This is a genomic window from Marinobacterium ramblicola (assembly GCF_019084545.1).
GTDB classification, from domain to species: Bacteria; Pseudomonadota; Gammaproteobacteria; order Pseudomonadales; family Balneatricaceae; genus Marinobacterium_D; species Marinobacterium_D ramblicola.
Genome location: NZ_JAHREP010000008.1, coordinates 1 through 16,907, shown reverse-complemented (window position 1 = coordinate 16,907; position 16,907 = coordinate 1). Strand labels below are relative to the sequence as shown.

General features: G+C 58.0%; 21 protein-coding genes and 1 tRNA gene. 20 read left to right on the top strand and 2 right to left on the bottom strand.

Annotation, left to right across the window (positions count from 1 at the left end; translation table 11 throughout):
- Positions 1–70: 70 nt before the first annotated feature.
- The 3 genes from KQ940_RS07705 (at position 71) to KQ940_RS07695 (ending at position 2,179) form a co-directional block, all read left to right on the top strand.
- Positions 71–580, top strand: a complete 510-nt coding sequence (locus KQ940_RS07705) for an META domain-containing protein (RefSeq protein ID WP_217412856.1) — start codon at positions 71–73, stop codon at positions 578–580.
- Positions 581–746: 166 nt separating this feature from the next.
- Positions 747–1,844 (top strand): ferrochelatase, encoded by a 1,098-nt coding sequence (hemH, locus tag KQ940_RS07700; protein WP_217412855.1) that lies wholly within the window; start codon positions 747–749, stop codon positions 1,842–1,844.
- Between the two features lie 149 nt (positions 1,845–1,993).
- On the top strand, positions 1,994–2,179 hold the full coding sequence (locus KQ940_RS07695) for a hypothetical protein (RefSeq protein WP_188749901.1): 186 nt from the start codon (positions 1,994–1,996) through the stop codon (positions 2,177–2,179).
- Between the two features lie 99 nt (positions 2,180–2,278).
- Here KQ940_RS07695 and KQ940_RS07690 read toward each other — a convergent pair whose 3' ends face one another.
- Together KQ940_RS07690 and KQ940_RS07685 are read right to left on the bottom strand one after the other, a co-directional pair.
- Positions 2,279–2,554: a hypothetical protein gene (locus tag KQ940_RS07690; protein WP_217412854.1), complete on the bottom strand. Its 276-nt coding sequence runs from the start codon at positions 2,552–2,554 to the stop codon at positions 2,279–2,281.
- 277 nt (positions 2,555–2,831) lie between these two features.
- Positions 2,832–3,977, bottom strand: coding sequence for a GNAT family N-acetyltransferase (locus KQ940_RS07685; RefSeq protein WP_217412853.1), 1,146 nt, complete (start codon positions 3,975–3,977; stop codon positions 2,832–2,834).
- 104 nt (positions 3,978–4,081) lie between these two features.
- On the opposite strand from KQ940_RS07685, the gene KQ940_RS07680 reads away from it, so the two are divergent.
- The 17 genes from KQ940_RS07680 (at position 4,082) to KQ940_RS07600 (ending at position 16,907) form a co-directional block, all read left to right on the top strand.
- The gene (locus tag KQ940_RS07680; RefSeq protein ID WP_217412852.1) at positions 4,082–4,528 is read left to right on the top strand and encodes an HIT domain-containing protein; all 447 of its coding nucleotides are present in this window, start codon (positions 4,082–4,084) and stop codon (positions 4,526–4,528) included.
- A gap of 214 nt (positions 4,529–4,742) precedes the next feature.
- The gene (gene aspS, locus KQ940_RS07675; protein ID WP_217412851.1) at positions 4,743–6,506 is read left to right on the top strand and encodes an aspartate--tRNA ligase; all 1,764 of its coding nucleotides are present in this window, start codon (positions 4,743–4,745) and stop codon (positions 6,504–6,506) included.
- 77 nt (positions 6,507–6,583) lie between these two features.
- Positions 6,584–7,324: a YebC/PmpR family DNA-binding transcriptional regulator gene (locus KQ940_RS07670; protein WP_217412850.1), complete on the top strand. Its 741-nt coding sequence runs from the start codon at positions 6,584–6,586 to the stop codon at positions 7,322–7,324.
- Positions 7,325–7,465: 141 nt separating this feature from the next.
- Positions 7,466–7,981: a crossover junction endodeoxyribonuclease RuvC gene (gene ruvC, locus KQ940_RS07665; protein ID WP_217412849.1), complete on the top strand. Its 516-nt coding sequence runs from the start codon at positions 7,466–7,468 to the stop codon at positions 7,979–7,981.
- Positions 7,978–8,658 (top strand): trimeric intracellular cation channel family protein, encoded by a 681-nt coding sequence (locus KQ940_RS07660; RefSeq protein ID WP_217412848.1) that lies wholly within the window; start codon positions 7,978–7,980, stop codon positions 8,656–8,658. Before ruvC ends, KQ940_RS07660 begins: the two co-directional genes overlap by 4 nt.
- Positions 8,655–9,281 carry a Holliday junction branch migration protein RuvA gene (gene ruvA / locus KQ940_RS07655; protein ID WP_217412847.1) on the top strand — a complete coding sequence of 209 codons (627 nt, stop codon included), beginning with the start codon at positions 8,655–8,657 and terminating at the stop codon, positions 9,279–9,281. The genes KQ940_RS07660 and ruvA overlap by 4 nt, the downstream gene beginning before the upstream one ends.
- A gap of 16 nt (positions 9,282–9,297) precedes the next feature.
- A complete protein-coding gene (gene ruvB / locus KQ940_RS07650) occupies positions 9,298–10,314 on the top strand; it encodes a Holliday junction branch migration DNA helicase RuvB (protein WP_217412846.1) in 1,017 nt (338 codons plus the stop codon).
- A 106-nt stretch (positions 10,315–10,420) separates the two neighbouring features.
- The gene (locus KQ940_RS23065; RefSeq protein WP_217412845.1) at positions 10,421–10,738 is read left to right on the top strand and encodes a TraR/DksA family transcriptional regulator; all 318 of its coding nucleotides are present in this window, start codon (positions 10,421–10,423) and stop codon (positions 10,736–10,738) included.
- Positions 10,739–10,781: 43 nt separating this feature from the next.
- Complete coding sequence (gene ybgC, locus KQ940_RS07640) at positions 10,782–11,216, top strand: tol-pal system-associated acyl-CoA thioesterase (RefSeq protein ID WP_425515630.1); 435 nt, start codon at positions 10,782–10,784, stop codon at positions 11,214–11,216.
- A gap of 23 nt (positions 11,217–11,239) precedes the next feature.
- Entirely contained in the window at positions 11,240–11,917 is a 678-nt protein-coding gene (gene tolQ / locus KQ940_RS07635) for a protein TolQ (RefSeq protein WP_217412844.1), read from the top strand.
- Positions 11,918–11,928: 11 nt separating this feature from the next.
- Complete coding sequence (tolR, locus tag KQ940_RS07630; protein ID WP_217412843.1) at positions 11,929–12,351, top strand: protein TolR; 423 nt, start codon at positions 11,929–11,931, stop codon at positions 12,349–12,351.
- Positions 12,352–12,355: 4 nt separating this feature from the next.
- Positions 12,356–13,291 carry a cell envelope integrity protein TolA gene (gene tolA / locus KQ940_RS07625; RefSeq protein ID WP_217412842.1) on the top strand — a complete coding sequence of 312 codons (936 nt, stop codon included), beginning with the start codon at positions 12,356–12,358 and terminating at the stop codon, positions 13,289–13,291.
- A gap of 2 nt (positions 13,292–13,293) precedes the next feature.
- Positions 13,294–14,586, top strand: coding sequence for a Tol-Pal system beta propeller repeat protein TolB (gene tolB, locus KQ940_RS07620; protein WP_217412841.1), 1,293 nt, complete (start codon positions 13,294–13,296; stop codon positions 14,584–14,586).
- A 148-nt stretch (positions 14,587–14,734) separates the two neighbouring features.
- Positions 14,735–15,259 carry a peptidoglycan-associated lipoprotein Pal gene (gene pal, locus KQ940_RS07615; RefSeq protein ID WP_217412840.1) on the top strand — a complete coding sequence of 175 codons (525 nt, stop codon included), beginning with the start codon at positions 14,735–14,737 and terminating at the stop codon, positions 15,257–15,259.
- Positions 15,259–16,083: a tol-pal system protein YbgF gene (gene ybgF, locus KQ940_RS07610; RefSeq protein ID WP_217412839.1), complete on the top strand. Its 825-nt coding sequence runs from the start codon at positions 15,259–15,261 to the stop codon at positions 16,081–16,083. The genes pal and ybgF overlap by 1 nt, the downstream gene beginning before the upstream one ends.
- 13 nt (positions 16,084–16,096) lie before the next feature.
- On the top strand, positions 16,097–16,783 hold the full coding sequence (gene queC / locus KQ940_RS07605; protein WP_217412838.1) for a 7-cyano-7-deazaguanine synthase QueC: 687 nt from the start codon (positions 16,097–16,099) through the stop codon (positions 16,781–16,783).
- Positions 16,784–16,834: 51 nt separating this feature from the next.
- Positions 16,835–16,907, top strand: a tRNA-Lys gene (locus KQ940_RS07600).

Here is a 16,907-nt window from a genome sequence, read left to right as displayed (position 1 = left end):
CACGTGGCGCAATCGTCATCGCTGTGCAATAATTGAACTCACGTTTGAGTAGAGCCGAAAGGAGTTGGCCATGAATATCAGGACGATGCTCGCCTTTGTTTATCTCCCTTTAGCCGGCATTCTCACCGGTTGCGCAGGAACAACCCCATCAACCACCCAAATTCCCGTCACCTCGGGGCAGGCTATTGCCAGCGCTGAGCAGCTGGAGGGAGACTGGATCGTATCTTCAATCGGAGCGCGCGAGGTTCAGGGGCAGTATTCACCGCGAATTGCGTTCGGAAAGCCGCAGCGAGTTGGCGGCATGGCCGGCTGTAATCGTTTTCTTGGTGATTATGAACTGGGTCAGGGTGGTGAGTTGGTGTTTGGTGAGATGCGGCTTACGCGACGCATCTGCGCAGAGCCGATCATGTTCCAGGAGGCGCTGCTGCTTAATCGCTTGCGCAGTGTAAAAAGCGGCAGGCTCACGGCAGATGGCGAGCTGTTGCTTTACTTCGAAGCCGATGCGTTACCGATCCGTATGCACCCTGATAACAGGCAGGCGATTGGCGACTCGACCCAGAGTGGACCTTATCGAGGCTGATCAGAGCCAAGAAGGCGCGCAGCTCTGAGGTCGTCAGCTTCCGGTGATGGACCAGTTATCGGCTTGGCAGGTTAGCCTGGAGGGCTCGGTAGCTGGCGGTAATAGGTGTAGTTTAAGTACACTACGCCCGCACGCCCACTTCGTCATCCGGAGAGACGCCGTTGTTATGAAATATCGCAGTGTTCAAGGTGCAGACAAGAGATACAGCCATCAGCGAGAGGATTGTGTCGGAGTACTGTTGACCAACCTTGGTACCCCTGACGAGCCGACGCCGAAGGCGCTGCGACGCTACCTGAAGGAGTTTCTCTGGGATCCCAGGGTTGTAGAGCTCCCACGCCCTCTTTGGTGGCTCATTCTCAATGGCATCATTCTCAATACCAGGCCCCGACGTTCGGCTGAGGCGTACCGTCAGGTCTGGACGGACGCTGGCTCCCCCTTGTTGCTACATACTCGGGCGCAGGCTGATGCCTTGTCCAACCGTTTCTCGGGGGAGAAGGGGTTGTCGGTGATCGTCGATTTCGCGATGCGTTACGGCAACCCTTCGATCGAGTCGGTCATTCAGCGGATGCAGGAGCGAGGCGTCAGGCGGCTGCTGGTACTGCCGTTGTATCCGCAGTACAGCGCGGCGACGACGGCATCGACCTTTGATGCGCTGGCGGCAGATTTTACCCGGCGGCGCTGGTTGCCTGATCTGCGCTTCGTTTCGCATTACCACGATTTTCCCGCCTATATCGAAGCCATGGCGCTATCGATCGAGCAGTACTGGCAGCATCACGGCCGACCCGAGCGCTTGTTGCTCTCCTACCACGGCGTGCCTGAGCGTTATCTGCATTCGGGAGATCCGTACTATTGCGAGTGCAGGACGACATCTCGACTGTTGGCCCGGCGGTTGGGGGTGGACGAGGAGTTCTGCATGACCACCTTTCAGTCCCGTTTTGGTCGCGAGGAGTGGCTTAAACCCTACACCGATGAGACTCTCAAGGCCCTGCCGGGCGAAGGTGTTAAGTCGGTACAGGTATATTGCCCCGGGTTTTCCGCCGATTGCCTGGAGACGATCGAGGAGATAGGTGTTGAAAATCGAGACTATTTCCTGAGTGCAGGGGGTGAGCGCTATGGCTATATTCCGGCGCTCAACGATCGGGTAGAGCATATCGACGCCCTGGAGCTGTTGATCAGATCGCATATTGCGGACTGGCTGAGTGTGCAGGCGGGAGACTCGGCTCTGCGTCAGGAGCGCGCTCAGTCAGCAGGCGCTATATCCTGATCGGTCTATCGGGGCCGAAATCATTGCTATCGCAATAAAATGATCAGTTCGGCATTGCCCAGATCGGCCGCATGTGCACAATAAAGGGGTAGGCATCGGTGATTTTGCCGACGGCTCGCTGCCCTTAACTCTGTAAAGGAGGCCGCATCATGAGCAACACCACTCCCCATCCAAAATTTATGGAAGCCATGCGTAAACTCTCAGCCATGACTGAGGAGGAGCGGCTATCGGAAGAGAACAAGGAGCTTTTCGAGCAGGCGATGAAATACGCCCCCCTGGATATTCAGCCGGCATTGATCGCGATTCAGAAGAAGTACGAGGTGTCGGTACACTGATCAGTATCGAAAACTTTTGGCCTATATTGCTCGTTGTATTAATGAACACGCCCCGCATTTGCGGGGCGTGTTCATTTTGCACTCATCCTCCCTTTCCGGTCAGGCGACGTTGGAGCGGCCATGTTCCGGATGGGTGGCGATGAAGTGCTGGAGTACTGCTCTCAGTACTCTTTCTCTTTCGGCGTTACCTGCATGGCGTGCGTCGGCGATATCGTCGAGGATAATCTCCCTGATCTTTTGTTCGCCGTCATGGGTGACCAGATAGTGACCGAGTGCCATCGCAATCATGGTATCCATATGCTCATGCTCAGCGATGGCCGCAATCTCCTCTTCGGTCAGGTCAGACATCGCCAGACACTCTTCATAGGTCAGCATCTTCGGGCCTCCTTTGCGCGCTGAGCGCTTAAACTTATTGGGGTTGTAGGTTGCTCTGCGACTTTTAGTCTAGGCGAACTCGAAAACGATGCCATGGCTTGGGCTGGATCATTTTTCAACGAATTCGAGTTCCTGCAACTGGTGCTCATGCTGCAGTTGCGCTGGGATTGCATGAGGCGTTCAAAAAGCTTTGATTAATAAGCTTTTAAATATTGTGCGTATGCAGGATGCAGTAACGGTTGCCGGTAAATGCAGCAGCACGTTCTGTTGATCTCGATCACGGCTGCTGATCGGGATCGCAGCGAAAGGGCAGGCCTTTCGATAGCGTCTCCATCTCTTTGCGCATCATCGCTTTCTCTTCGTCGAGAAAGGTGTGCAGGGCGGGGTGAAAGCCTTTCTCGCGCAGCCAGTGCACGGACCAGGTTTCGATCGGTTCGAACCCCCGTTGGATCTTGTGCTCCCCCTGGGCACCGGGATCGAAACGCTTCAGCCCTTTCTCGATGCAGTACTCGATTCCCCGGTAGTAGCAGGTCTCGAAATGGAGGCTGTCGAACTCGTCGAGGCACCCCCAGTAGCGGCCGTAAAGGCAGTCGCTGCTCTTAAGCGACAGCGCGCAGGCGACCTCTCGGCCGTCGATCCGTGCCAGCACCAAAACCAGATGCTCGGGCATATTTTTCAGGAGCTGGTCGAAGAAGGCTCGGGTCAGATAGCCCCGCATGCCCCGTTTGCGGTAGGTGCGCTGGTAAAAGCGGTAAAACATGTCCAGATGCGGCTGGGTGATCTCGCGCCCCTCAAGGGTGATCAGCTCGATCCCCTGGCTTTGTACCTTCTCCCTCTCCTTGCGCACGTTCTTGCGCTTGCGGGAGGTGAAGTGGCTGAGGTAGTGCTCGAAGGAGCTGTAGTCGCGGTTGAACCAGTGGTACTGGGTGCCCAGACGTGTCATCAATCCGGTTTCGGCAAAGGCGGATTTGACCCCGGGCTCGACAAACAGGGCATGCCATCCTGATGCATCGAAACGTGAGGCGATCTGCATTATGGCCTGGCTGAACAGTTCGGTTGTCTCGTGTAGAGGCAGAGTAGAGCCGAACCGCGGTCCCGATGAGGGGGTAAAGGGGATTGCGGTCAGCAGTTTGGGGTAATAGTCGAGTCCATGACGTGCCCAGGCGTCGGCCCAGGACCAGTCGAATACATATTCGCCCCAGGAGTGGCTCTTGAGATAGAGCGGCATCACGGCGACCAGTTGTGAGCGTTGCCATACGCCAAGGTGCAGTGGTTGCCAGCCGGACTCCGGGCTTACACTGCCGGAGCTCTCCAGTGCCTGAAGGAACTCGTGACGCAGAAAGGGGTAATCCGTTCCGCACAGATTGTTCCACTGCTGGCGCGGGATCTCTGCAAGCTTGCTGTGAAGTTTTATCTCCGGCATCTCGTATCAGGTACCTTGGCCTATACTCTTTAGGCAGTTAGTCTTTAGCCCGGCTGATCGGTTTTCAGCGCATCTCGTATTTTTGATTTGCGATCAGGAGCATTATGGACGAATTGGAACTGGAATTTGAGCTCGACCCGCGCTTGGCGGCGGATACCTATGACTTGGGTGCATTCCCGCTCTGTCAGCTGTTACTGATGAACGATGCAAACTACCCTTGGTTCATTCTTGTGCCGCGCCGTGCGGGGGTTTCCGAAATCTATCACCTCTCGCAGGAGGAGCGCGAACAGCTGATGCGTGAGTCCAGCTTTCTGGCCGAGAATCTGGCCGATCTGTTCCAGGCGCGCAAAATGAACATTGCGGCGCTGGGGAATATGGTTCCGCAACTGCACCTTCATCATGTGGTGCGACAGGAAAATGATCCGGCCTGGCCTCAGCCGATATGGGGCAAAGTGCCTGCCAAACCCTATGGCGACGAGGAGCTTGCGAAGATTCGCGAACGCCTGTGCCGCCTGCTCAGTAATGAGCTGACTTTCTGCCCAACAGCCTGATTTGCGAATCAGGCCCTGTCAGGGCAGGTCAAATCGAGTATAATTTTCGCCTTTAAATGCAGGGGGTGCCCTGTCCTGTTCCGGTGCTGGAGGTGGTTTCGTCGCTTCCGGTCAGCGGAATGAGGCAGTCATGGCCGCTTCAGACCCCGCTGCGCCCACGATTATGCGCCTGTGCCACGGGCGCGCAGATGTTTAGGAACAGGATAGAGATACTATGCGCAGCCATTATTGCGGCGATCTTCGAAAAGAGCATATCGGTGAAGATATTGTCCTGGCGGGGTGGGTTCATCGCCGCCGTGACCACGGTGGTGTGATCTTTCTTGACGTTCGCGACCGTGAAGGGATCGCTCAGGTGGTGTTCGACCCGGATCGCGAGGAGAGCTTCAAGCTGGCTGACAGCGTCCGCAACGAGTACGTTATCGAAATTCACGGCACCGTACGTGCCCGCCCGGCAGGCACCGAAAATCCGGAGATGCTGACCGGCGCGATCGAGGTGCTGGGCAAGGAGTTGCGTATCCTGAACCGTGCCGAAACCCCACCGTTCCAGCTCGACGAGCACCAGCAGGTGGGCGAGGACGTGCGCCTGCGCCACCGTTACATCGACTTGCGCCGCCCGGAGATTCAGCACAAGCTGCGTTTCCGCTCCAAGGTCACCCATGCCGTACGCAACTACCTGGAGGAGAACGGTTTCCTCGATATCGAGACGCCGATCCTGACCCGCGCCACACCTGAAGGCGCGCGCGATTATCTGGTGCCGAGCCGTACGCACGAAGGTTGTTTCTTCGCTCTGCCGCAGTCGCCGCAGCTGTTCAAGCAGCTGCTGATGGTGTCCGGTTTCGACCGTTACTACCAGATCGCCAAGTGTTTCCGCGACGAAGACCTGCGTGCCGATCGTCAGCCTGAATTTACCCAGATCGACATCGAGACCTCCTTCCTCGGTGAGCAGGAGATCATGGGTCTGGCTGAAGGTATGGTGCGCAAGCTGTTCAAAGAGCTGCTGGATATTGAGCTGGGCGAGTTTCCGACCATGCCGTACTCCGAGGCGATGCAGCGCTACGGTTCAGACAAGCCTGATCTGCGTATCCCGCTGGAGCTGATCGATGTCAACGATCTGGTGGCCGAGGTGGACTTCAAGGTGTTCGCAGGTCCCGCGAAAGACCCGAAAGGCCGTGTCGCGGCGCTTAAGGTGCCGGGCGGTGCCGAACTGACCCGCAAGATCATCGATGACTACACCAAGTTCGTCGGTATCTACGGTGCCAAGGGGCTGGCCTGGATCAAGGTCAATGCGCTGGAAAACGGTGCCGAAGGTCTGCAGTCTCCGATCGTCAAGTTCCTCGGTGAAGAGGTGGCGCTGAAGATCATGGAACGCCTCGGTGCACAGAACGGCGATATCGTGTTCTTCGGTGCCGACAAGACCAAGATCGTCAACGAAGCGCTGGGTGCGCTGCGCATCAAGGTTGGCGAAGATATGAATCTGCATCAGAAGAACTGGGCGCCGCTGTGGGTGGTCGACTTCCCGATGTTCGAAGAGCTGGACGATGGCAGCCTGACGGCGTTGCACCATCCGTTCACTGCGCCTAACTGCTCACCGGAACAGCTGATCGAGCAGCCGGAGGGCAAACTGTCCCGCGCTTACGATATGGTGCTCAACGGTACCGAGCTGGGTGGCGGTTCCGTCCGTATCCACGACCAGGCGATGCAGCGCGCGGTATTCAAGGTGCTGGGCATCAGCGATGAGGAGGCGGAAGAGAAGTTTGGCTTCCTGCTCAATGCGCTGAAATACGGTGCGCCGCCGCACGGTGGTCTGGCCTTCGGTCTCGATCGTCTGATCATGCTGATGACCGGCTCAAGCTCCATTCGTGAGGTTATCGCCTTCCCGAAAACGCAGAGCGCCGCCTGTCTGCTGACCGACGCGCCGGGAGAGGTGGGTGCCACCCAGCTGCGTGAGCTGAACATCAAGCTGCGCAAGACTCCCTGATCTCGTGCGCTATAAGCAACACATGTAATACCAGAGGCCGCTTGCGGCCTCTTCAGATTTTAGACTGAGGACGTGTTATGGCAGGTCATTCCAAGTGGGCCAACATCAAACACCGCAAGGCTGCGCAGGATGCCAAGCGCGGTAAGATCTTCACCAAACTGATTCGAGAGTTGACCGTCGCGGCCAAAGAGGGGGGCGGTAGTCCTGAGGACAACCCGCGCCTGCGCGCGGCGGTCGACAAGGCGCTCGGCGCCAACATGAAGCGCGACACCATCGATAAAGCGATTCAGCGCGGTGCCGGTGGCGCCGACGGTGAAAACTACGACGAGCTGACCTACGAGGGTTACGGCAGCAACGGCGTGGCGATCCTGCTCGAGTGCTTGACCGATAACGTCAATCGCACCGTCTCTCAGGTGCGTGCTGCTTTCAACAAGTATGGCGGCAACCTGGGCACCAATGGCTCGGTCTCCTACCTGTTCGACAAGAAGGGGCAGCTCAGCTACGAAGCGGGCGTCGACGAAGACGCGCTGATGGAAGCCGCCCTTGAGGCGGGTGCGGACGATGTGGTAACCAACGACGATGGTTCCATCGATGTATTCTGCGCCTGGCAGGAGTTCATGGATGTGAAGCAGGCGTTGGTGGATGCAGGCTTTGAACCCGCGCTGGCCGAAGTCGGCATGATTCCGCAGACCTCGGTGGATCTCGATGTGGATGCCGGGCGCAAGGTGATGAAGCTGATCGACGCACTTGAGGATCTCGACGATTCCCAAAACGTTTATCACAACGCCGATATCCCCGAAGAGGCGATGGAAGACTGACTGGATAGTGCGCGGTAATCCATACATCGCCGCTTCAGCGCATTCAGGCGCTCGTGGCGTACGGTACATCTTTGTACATAAGCCGGGGCCTGTGCTCCGGCTTTTTGTTATGATCGCGCTAACGGCGGAAAAGAGCGCATTATGTTGATATTGGGAATAGATCCAGGCTCCCGGATAACCGGTTACGGCGTGATCAACGTGAATGGCTCGCGCAATGAATATGTCGCCAGCGGCTGTATCCGCATATCCGGTGATGTGCTCGCCGAACGCCTGCAGCAGGTTTACGCCGGTGTGTCGGAGATCATCCAGCGCTACACTCCGCAGGAGATGGCGATTGAGCAGGTGTTCATGGCGCGCAATGCTGATTCGGCACTCAAGCTGGGTCAGGCGCGGGGTGTGGCTGTGGTGGCCGGTGCCAATGCCGGTTTGCCAGTAGCTGAGTATGCCGCGCGTAAGGTCAAACAGTCGGTGGTCGGCAACGGCGGCGCAGACAAGACTCAGGTACAGATCATGGTGGCGCATCTGCTCAAGCTGCCGGGGCTGCCGCAGGCGGATGCCGCCGATGCCCTGGCGATTGCGCTCTGTCATGCCCACAGTCGCCAGCAGCAGATCTCGATGGCAGGAAGTCGCAAGGTGATCCGGGGGCGTTGGCAGTGAGTTATCCGGAGTTTATCTATATCGCCGATCTGCTCGGGGTTGCTGTTTTTGCGGTGACCGGTGCTATCGCCGCACCGGGCAAACGTATCGATATCCTGGGGGTTATTGTGTTGGGTATCGTCACCTCATTGGGTGGCGGCACGATTCGCGATATCTCCCTTGACCTGCACCCCCTGGTTTGGGTGGCGGATACGACCTATCTATGGGTCGCGGTCTGTAGCGCAGTTATCGCATTTTTCGCTTCCCGTCGTATGCCGTCGCCGCGCAGAACTCTGTTGTTCCTCGATGCCTTGGGTCTGGCACTGTTCAGTATCTTGGGGCTGCAAAAGGCCTTGGCGGCAGGCGCACCGGCCGAAGTGGCGGTGATGATGGCGGTCATTACCGGCGTTGCCGGCGGCATGATTCGTGACCTGTTGACCGGACAGATTCCGCTGGTGCTGCAGCGTAACGGTGAACTCTATGCTACCTGTGCTCTGATGGGGGCGTTGGCGTACATATTTGTATATGGCCGCCTTGGTGAGTCAAGCCCATGGCTGGATATCAGCGCCATGGCAATTATCTTTATTTCGCGCATGGCCTCGCTCGTGGCCGGGCTTCAGCTGCCCGAGTTCATTGTGCGCGGACATCAACTCGAGTCGCCGGCTGAGGCGCGTAACTTGGAGAAGGAAGAGCTGTGATAGGGCGTTTGACAGGCGAAGTGCTGGAAAAACAGCCGCCTCAGTTGCTGCTGGATGTAAATGGTGTTGGCTATGAGCTGGAAGCGTCGATGAACACCTTCTACAAGCTGCCGGCCCAGGGCGAACGGGTTACGCTGCACACCCATATGGTGGTGCGAGAAGATGCGCAGCTGCTTTACGCGTTCATCGACGCGCAGGAGCGGGTGCTGTTTCGTGCACTGATCAAGACCAACGGTGTGGGTCCGAAGCTGGCGCTGGCGATCCTGTCCGGGATCAGCAGCGAAGAGTTTATTCGCTGTGTGCATAACGAGGACAGCGCTACCCTGGTGCGCATCCCCGGCGTGGGTAAGAAGACCGCGGAGCGTCTGATCGTGGAGATGAAGGACAAGCTCGACCGGCTCGAGATACCCACCATGACCGAGTTTCGTCTGGGTGCGCCCGGTGCAGCACCTTTGGCCGCGTTACCGGATAACCGTGCAGAGGCCGAAAGTGCATTGGTGGCGTTAGGGTATAAGCCGGTGCAGGCAACGCGAGCGGTTGAGCAGGCGGCATCTTCGCTTGGTGAGGATGCGGCGGTGGAGGAGCTGATCCGGCAGTCGCTGAAGTCGATGGTCGGTGGCTGAGGGGAGTACCGGTTACATGAAGATTGAAGCGGATCGATTTATCAGCCCCGTGGCGGCGCCGGCTGAAGAGGTTCAGGATCGGGCGGTGCGGCCGAAACTGCTGGCCGACTATCATGGGCAGCCCCGGGTGCGGGAGCAGATGGAGATTTTTATCCATGCCGCCCGCAATCGTGGCGAAGCGCTCGATCATACCCTGATCTTTGGGCCGCCGGGGTTGGGTAAGACCACGTTGGCCAATATTATTGCCAACGAGATGGGCTCGCAGATCAAGACCACCTCTGGGCCGGTACTGGAGAAGGCGGGTGATGTCGCTGCGCTGCTGACCAATCTTGAACCCAACGATGTGCTGTTTATCGACGAGATTCACCGCCTGAGTCCCAATGTGGAGGAGGTGCTGTATCCGGCGATGGAGGATTATCAGCTCGATATCATGATCGGCGAGGGACCTGCGGCCCGTTCGATCAAGATCGACCTGCCCCCCTTCACGCTGGTGGGGGCTACGACCCGTGCCGGCCTTTTAACCTCGCCATTGCGTGACCGCTTCGGCATCGTACAGCGCCTCGAGTTCTACAGTGTCGAAGACCTGACGCGGATCGTGATGCGCACGGCCGAGCTGTCGGAGACGCCGATCGAGGAGGCGGGTGCTCTGGAGGTCGCCTGCCGTTCCCGCGGTACGCCGCGAATCGCCAACCGCTTACTGCGCCGTGCGCGCGATTATGCGGAGGTCAGGGGTGAGGGGCGCATTACCCGGGATATCGCGGATCTGGCGCTGAACATGCTCAATGTCGATCAGCGCGGTTTCGATCATATGGACAGGCGTCTGTTGCTGGCGATGATCGAAAAGTTCGGTGGCGGTCCTGTCGGCGTGGATAACCTGGCCGCGGCAATCAGCGAGGAGCGCGATACCATCGAGGATGTATTGGAACCCTTCCTGATCCAGCAGGGTTTTATCATGCGTACCCCGCGTGGCCGGGTCGTGACCGATCACGCCTACCTGCACTTCGGTATTGAAAAGCCTGAGCGTGATCAATAAAAGTCGTTATGTTTGGGGCTCTGGGCTCAAACTCTGATCAATATCAAAGCGCGATCCTGGGTGCCTGCTAGTATCTGCTTTAAAAGCAGTGTTGGCAGGCACAACCGTGAACCGATCCGATCTTAACAACTTGCGTCGTTCGCTGGATCAGCTGCGCTCAGAGCTGGAAGCTGACCTCAGCGCTATCCATCCGGCCGCGGACTGCGGCAATCTGGCGCGGGATGCCGCCGATGAGCTGTGCTGCCAGATCGAACATGACCTCCAACGCGTTGATTCCGCGATCGAACGCATCGAAACCGGCTTGTATGGCTACTGTGTCGGTTGTGGCGAGGAGATTGAATTGAATCAGCTGCGTGCCGACCCCACCACCAGTTTTTGTCTCTCCTGTAATAGCCGTCTCCAGCGTAGGGCTTCCCATAAATAAAGGGCTCTAGCCCTGTTGTATAAAATTTACGGCCTGCTATTGTGTGCCTTCACTCACCATTCTGGGTCTGTTGATGGCGTTTGATTGGCCGTTGCGCGTCTATATCGAAGACACCGACTTCGGTGGCATCGTCTATTACGTGAACTACCTGAAATTCATGGAGCGAGCCCGGACCGAGATGTTGCGCCAATTCGGCTACTCTCAGCATCGGTTGGCGGCAGAGCACTGTCTGTTCGTTGTACACAGCGTTGACTGCCGGTATCTGAAGCCGGCTCGCCTTGATGATGAACTTATTGTACGTAGCGCTATCGAAGAGGCTGGTGCTGCGAGTCTCATCTTTAACCAGAAGATCATTGACCGTCACACAGAGCAGACACTTTGTGAGGGGCGGGTGCGGGTTGCCTGTGTTAACGGTCAGACTTTCAGGCCCATACGCTGGCCGCGCGAGCTGGTGATGGCGCTGGCTACACCGGATTGATCGATCGTATTTAGGAGTTGTAAGTGGAAGACAAGTTGTCTATCTGGGGTCTGGTGCTCAACGCGAGCTTTGTGGTGCAGCTGGTGATGCTGATGCTGCTGCTGGCCTCATTTCTTTCCTGGGTGATGATTTTTCAGCGCCGACAGGTTCTGCGTCGGGCGCAGAGCACCCTGCGCGATTTTGAAGATCGCTTCTGGTCCGGTATCGACCTCAGCCACCTCTACCGTGAAGTGACAACCGCACCTGATCAGGCCTGTGGTGCGGAAAACATCTTCCGTTCGGGGCTCAAGGAGTTTACCCGCCTGACCAAGCAGCCGGGTGTGGATCCCGATGTGGTGATGAATGGCGTACAGCGCAGCATGCGGGTTTCGCTGATGCGTGAGGAGGAGCGGCTCGAGCGTCACCTGCCATTCCTGGCGACGGTTGGATCGACCAGTCCTTATATCGGTCTGTTCGGTACAGTGTGGGGGATCATGAACGCCTTCCGTGGTCTGGCCAACGTGCATCAGGCAACCCTGGCGTCGGTTGCGCCCGGTATCTCGGAGGCGCTGGTGGCTACCGCCATGGGGCTGTTTGCTGCGATTCCGGCGGTTATCGCCTACAACCGTTTCTCGGCCAAGTCCGAGTGGTTGCTCAACAGTTATGAAACCTTCGCCGATGAGTTTGCCAGCATTCTTTATCGGCGTGTGCACGCGGCTTGAGGTTGTGACGGATGACCGGGATCGGGCGCACACGAAAGAAGCGTAAACTCAACGCCGAAATCAACGTAGTTCCTTATATCGATGTCACCATGGTGCTGCTGATCATCTTTATGGTGACGGCGCCGATGTTGACGCAGGGGATCGACGTGGAGCTGCCACAGACCTCTGCCGAGCAGATCAATAATGACGACGAAGAGCCGTTGATCGTGTCGGTAGACAGAAACGGCGCGTATTACATCAACGTCGGTGGCGACGAGAGTCAGGCGATCTCGGCGGATGAAGTTGCGCAGCGGGTTGGGAAAGTACTCAGCGTCAAGCCGGACAAGCTGTTGCTGGTAAAGGGTGACAAGCAGGTCAACTACGATGCCGTGATCCAGTTGATGGTATTGCTTAAGGAAGTTGGAGCCTCCAGCGTCGGGCTGGTGACGGAGTAACGCCGTGGATATTCGCAGTTATGGGCTGCCGACGCTGTTCGCCACGTTGCTCCATGTTGTAGTGCTTGGCGCGCTGCTTAACCACTGGATCGGTGATTCCGAGCCGGAGCGACGTTCGGTACCGCACATCCAGGCGCGCATGATCGATCTTGAGGCCTTTAGCCATCAGGTGGCACCGCCGGCGCCGGATCAACAGGCTGCTGAGCAAAAGGCCGCTGAGCAGAAAGCGGCTGAACGAAAGGCTGCGGAGCAAAAGGCGGCTCAGCAGAAGGAAGCCAGAGAGAAAGCTCAGCGAGAGGCTGAGGCCAAGAAACAGCAGGAGATCCAGAAGAAAAAGGCCGCTGAAGAGGCGCAAAAGCAGAAGCAGATCGCAGAGCAGAAAAGCAAGGCGGAAGCTGAGGCCAAGCGCAAACAGGCCGAGCTTGAGGCGAAGAAGAAGGCTGAGGCGCTGGCCAAACGCAAGGCCGAAGAGGAGGCCAAGCGTTTGGCGCAAGCAAAACGTGAGGCTCAGGAAAAAGCCAAGGCCCAGGCGGCGGCAGAAGCGAAGGCGCGAGCCGAGGCCGAGGCTGCAGCCGCTGCAAAGGCGAAGGCTGAGCAGGCTCGCCAGGCGGCGCAACAGGCCGCTCAGCAACGGGCCGAATCGGTGGTCGGAGACATCCAGGGTTATATCCAGGCATTGATACAGCGTAACTGGCTGGTGCCTAAAACAGCCCGTAACGGTATGGAAGCGGTGGTTGCCATTCGTCTGCTGGGGAATGGTGAAGTGGACCAGGCGAGCATTTACAAAAGTAGCGGTGACGCGGCTTTCGATCAGTCTGCGTTGCAGGCGGTTTACAGGACTGAGCGTTTTGAACGGGTGGCGGAAGTGGACCCGATCCTGTTCGAAAGACGCTTGAGGGCAATACACATAGTGTTCAGGCCGGAGGGACTGAGGTGGTAAGCATGAGACGGTTACTGGCAACGATCTGCCTGCTGATGATGACGGTGGGTGCGCGGGCCGAGTTGGTGGTTGAGGTTACTCAGGGTGTCGAAGCGCCGACGCCGGTGGCAGTGGTACCCTTTGGTTGGAGTGGCGGTCAGGCGCTGCCCGAGGATGTGGCCGAGATCATCGGTCAGGATCTGTCCCGCAGCGGCTTTTTCAAGGCGCTGCCGCGTACCAGCATGCTCAGCTTCCCGACCCGTCAATCCGAGGTATTCTTTCGTGACTGGCGCGTGACCGGGGCGGATTATCTGTTGGTTGGTCGCATGATACCCGGCGAGGGTGGCAGGATATCGATCGAGTTCGAACTGCATAACGTGCTCAAGGAGCAGCGTGTGATCGGTCAGCGCGTCGAGAGTGACCTTTCGCATCTGCGCGATGCCGCGCACTATATCGCAGACCAGGTGTTCGAGGCGTTGACGGGGCTGAAGGGGGCGTTCTCAACCCGTATCGTCTATGTCACCGCGGAGCAACTGGGTAACCAGAATGCGCGGTATCGACTGCAGCTGTCGGACTGGGATGGCGCGCGCCCGCGCACGATCCTCGAATCCAGGGAGCCGATCATGTCGCCAACCTGGTCCCGTGATGGACGTAAGCTGGCCTACGTTTCGTTCGAGTCGGGCCGTCCCGCAATCTATGTACAGTATCTTTCAACCGGCAAGCGGGAGCGCATACAGTCCTTCCAGGGGCTGAATGGGGCGCCGGCCTGGTCGCCGGACGGTAACAGTATGGCGCTGGTGCTGTCGAAGGATGGTAATCCCGAGATTTACGTCCTCGATCTGGTCTCGCGTCAACTGCAGCGTATTACACGCCATTACAGTATCGATACCGAGCCAACGTGGTCGCCGGACGGTAAGTCGATCCTCTTTACCTCCGACCGGGGTGGTCAGCCACAGATCTACAAGCTCGATCTGGCGACGCGTAACCTTGAGCGGTTGACCTACGAGGGCAATTACAATGCGCGAGGGCGCTTGACCCAGGATGGACGTTTCCTGGCGATGGTGCACCGTCCCCAGGGGGCGGATTTCACGATCGCGGTGCAGGATCTGAAAACCGGTCGCCTCGATATCCTGACTCAGGCGGGCCTGGAGGAGTCGCCCAGCATTGCACCGAACGGTAGCATTATCATCTACGCCTCTCAGGAGGGTGGGCATGGCGTGCTGGCGGCGGTATCCCTGGATGGGCAGGTACGCTTCAGAATGCCCAATCGCGGCGGAGATGTGCGCGAGCCGGCCTGGAGTCCTTATCTGAATTAAATTTGTTGCCGCATGAATACGAATTTGTGCGGCAGGTGAGGGGGGCGATCTTTATTATTCGGCCCCTCTTGCAAAGCGTTGAGTCGAAGATTAGCGTAATCACCAATTTGTGTGGTCGTAAACCTTAGCCTTAAATTAGGAGAGTTAGATGCGAGCGTTGAACGTAATGAAAGCAGCCGCCCTCGGTGCAGCCGTGATCTGGGCGGCCGGTTGTAGCACCACTAGTACGACCACTGATGCAGATGGTGCCGGTATGTCCGGTCAGGGTGGTACCGGGGCTGATGCCTATGGTGCTCAGGGTTCCGGTGTCAGCGGTGCCGATATGGCTGATCTGAATCAGCTGCGCACCGTGTTCTACTTCGACTTCGATCAGTCTGTCGTCAAGCAGGACGGATTTGCCGATCTCGAAGCGCATGCCCGCTACCTGGCCGCTCACCCGTCTGCGTCCATTCGTCTGGAAGGTCATGCCGACGAGCGCGGTACCCGTGAGTACAACATCGCCCTGGGCGAGCGTCGTGCTCAGTCTGTAGAGCGTCTGCTGGTTGTTAACGGTGCCACCGCTTCTCAGATCGAAACCATCAGCTACGGTGAGGAGAAACCGGCTGTGATGGGTCAGGGTGACGCGTCATGGGCGCAGAACCGTCGTGTTGAGTTGAAATACGTGTCACGCTAATGGTTGTAAAAAGTTTTTCAGCGGCATCGCTGCTGTGCCTGGCGCTTGCGTCAGGCACAGTGGCAGCCGCCACCGTCACCCAGATTCCGGTTACGGAGGTCGGGACGGGAGCGGGGCAGAGCGGCGGTTACTCGCAGTCTGCGTCGGCCCAGAGCGAACTCCTGATGTTGGTTAGCCAGCTCCAGGAGGAGGTGCGCCAGCTGCGGGGTGTGGTGGAAACTCAGCAGCACAAGCTGGATCGGATGGAGCGCGAGCAGCGCGATCGCTACCGGGACCTCGATCGGCGGATCAGTGCGCTGATTCAGGCCGCGGCTGAAAGCGATCCCTTGCTGGGTACCTCATCCGAAGCGCCCGTGGCGCAAGCCAGTGAGCCGGTTACCCCCGCTGCGTCTGGGCAGGCGGAACCATCATCAACCGTACCGGCTGAATCGACTGCGTCGGCGTCGGTTGCCCAGCAGAGCGATCAGGATGCTTATCAGAGTGCTTTTCAGCTTGTGCGAGAGCGGAAGTTCGTTGAGTCCCGCGCTGCATTCGAGTCATTCATTCAGCAGTACCCCACCAGCCGCAACGCGGCCAACGCCCATTACTGGATAGGTGAGATCGATCTGGCTCAACAGTCGCTCGAGTCGGCCAGGACCGCCTTTAAACGGGTCATCGATCAGTTCCCCCAGCACGCCAAGGTGCCCGATGCACTGTATAAGCTGGGTGTGGTCGAGGATCGCTTGGGCAACAGGGACGCCGCTCAGCAGGCATTCCAGCGCTTGATTCAGCTCTATCCGCAGAGTTCGGCCGCCGGTTTGGCGCGCAACTACTCTTCACGTTAAAACAGGTTTTTAAATGACAGATCCGCAGAAACGCGCCGTCGTGCTTTTGTCCGGAGGTCTCGATTCGGCAACCGCGTTGGCGATTGCACTCTCCCGCGGTTACAGCTGCCATGTGCTGAGTTTCGACTACGGTCAACGCTCGCAGACAGAGCTTAATGCCGCGCGCAGTATCGCCCAATCCATGGGCGTCACCGAGCATCGTATATTGCGTCTTAATCTTGAGGACTTTGGTGGCTCGGCGTTGACCGACAAGTCGCTCGAGGTACCCGAGGGGGAGACGGAGGGGATACCGATCACCTACGTCCCGGCGCGCAATACGGTTTTTCTCTCCCTGGCGTTGGGTTGGGCGGAGGTGCTTCATGCCGAGGCGATCTTTATCGGCGTGAACGCGGTCGACTATTCGGGGTACCCCGATTGCCGGCCTGAGTTTATCGCGGCATTCGAGACAATGGCCAATCTCGCCACTCGTAACGGCGTCAGCGGTGAGCCATTTCGTATCGAGACCCCGCTGATCGATCTGACCAAGGCTGAGATCATAAGAGCGGGTCTTGAACTGGGTGTGGACTACAGTAAAACCCTGTCCTGCTACCAGGCCGATGATCAGGGCCGGGCCTGTGGCCACTGCGACAGTTGCCGGCTGAGGGCCAAAGGGTTTGCAGATGCCGGAGTCGCGGATCCGACGGTCTACATCTCGGAGTGAATTAAGGGTTGCCTTTCGCAGCGGTCTGCGTAAAATGCGCAGCCCTACGGCGGGTCGTTAGCTCAGTTGGTAGAGCAGTTGGCTTTTAACCAATTGGTCATAGGTTCAAGTCCTATACGACCCA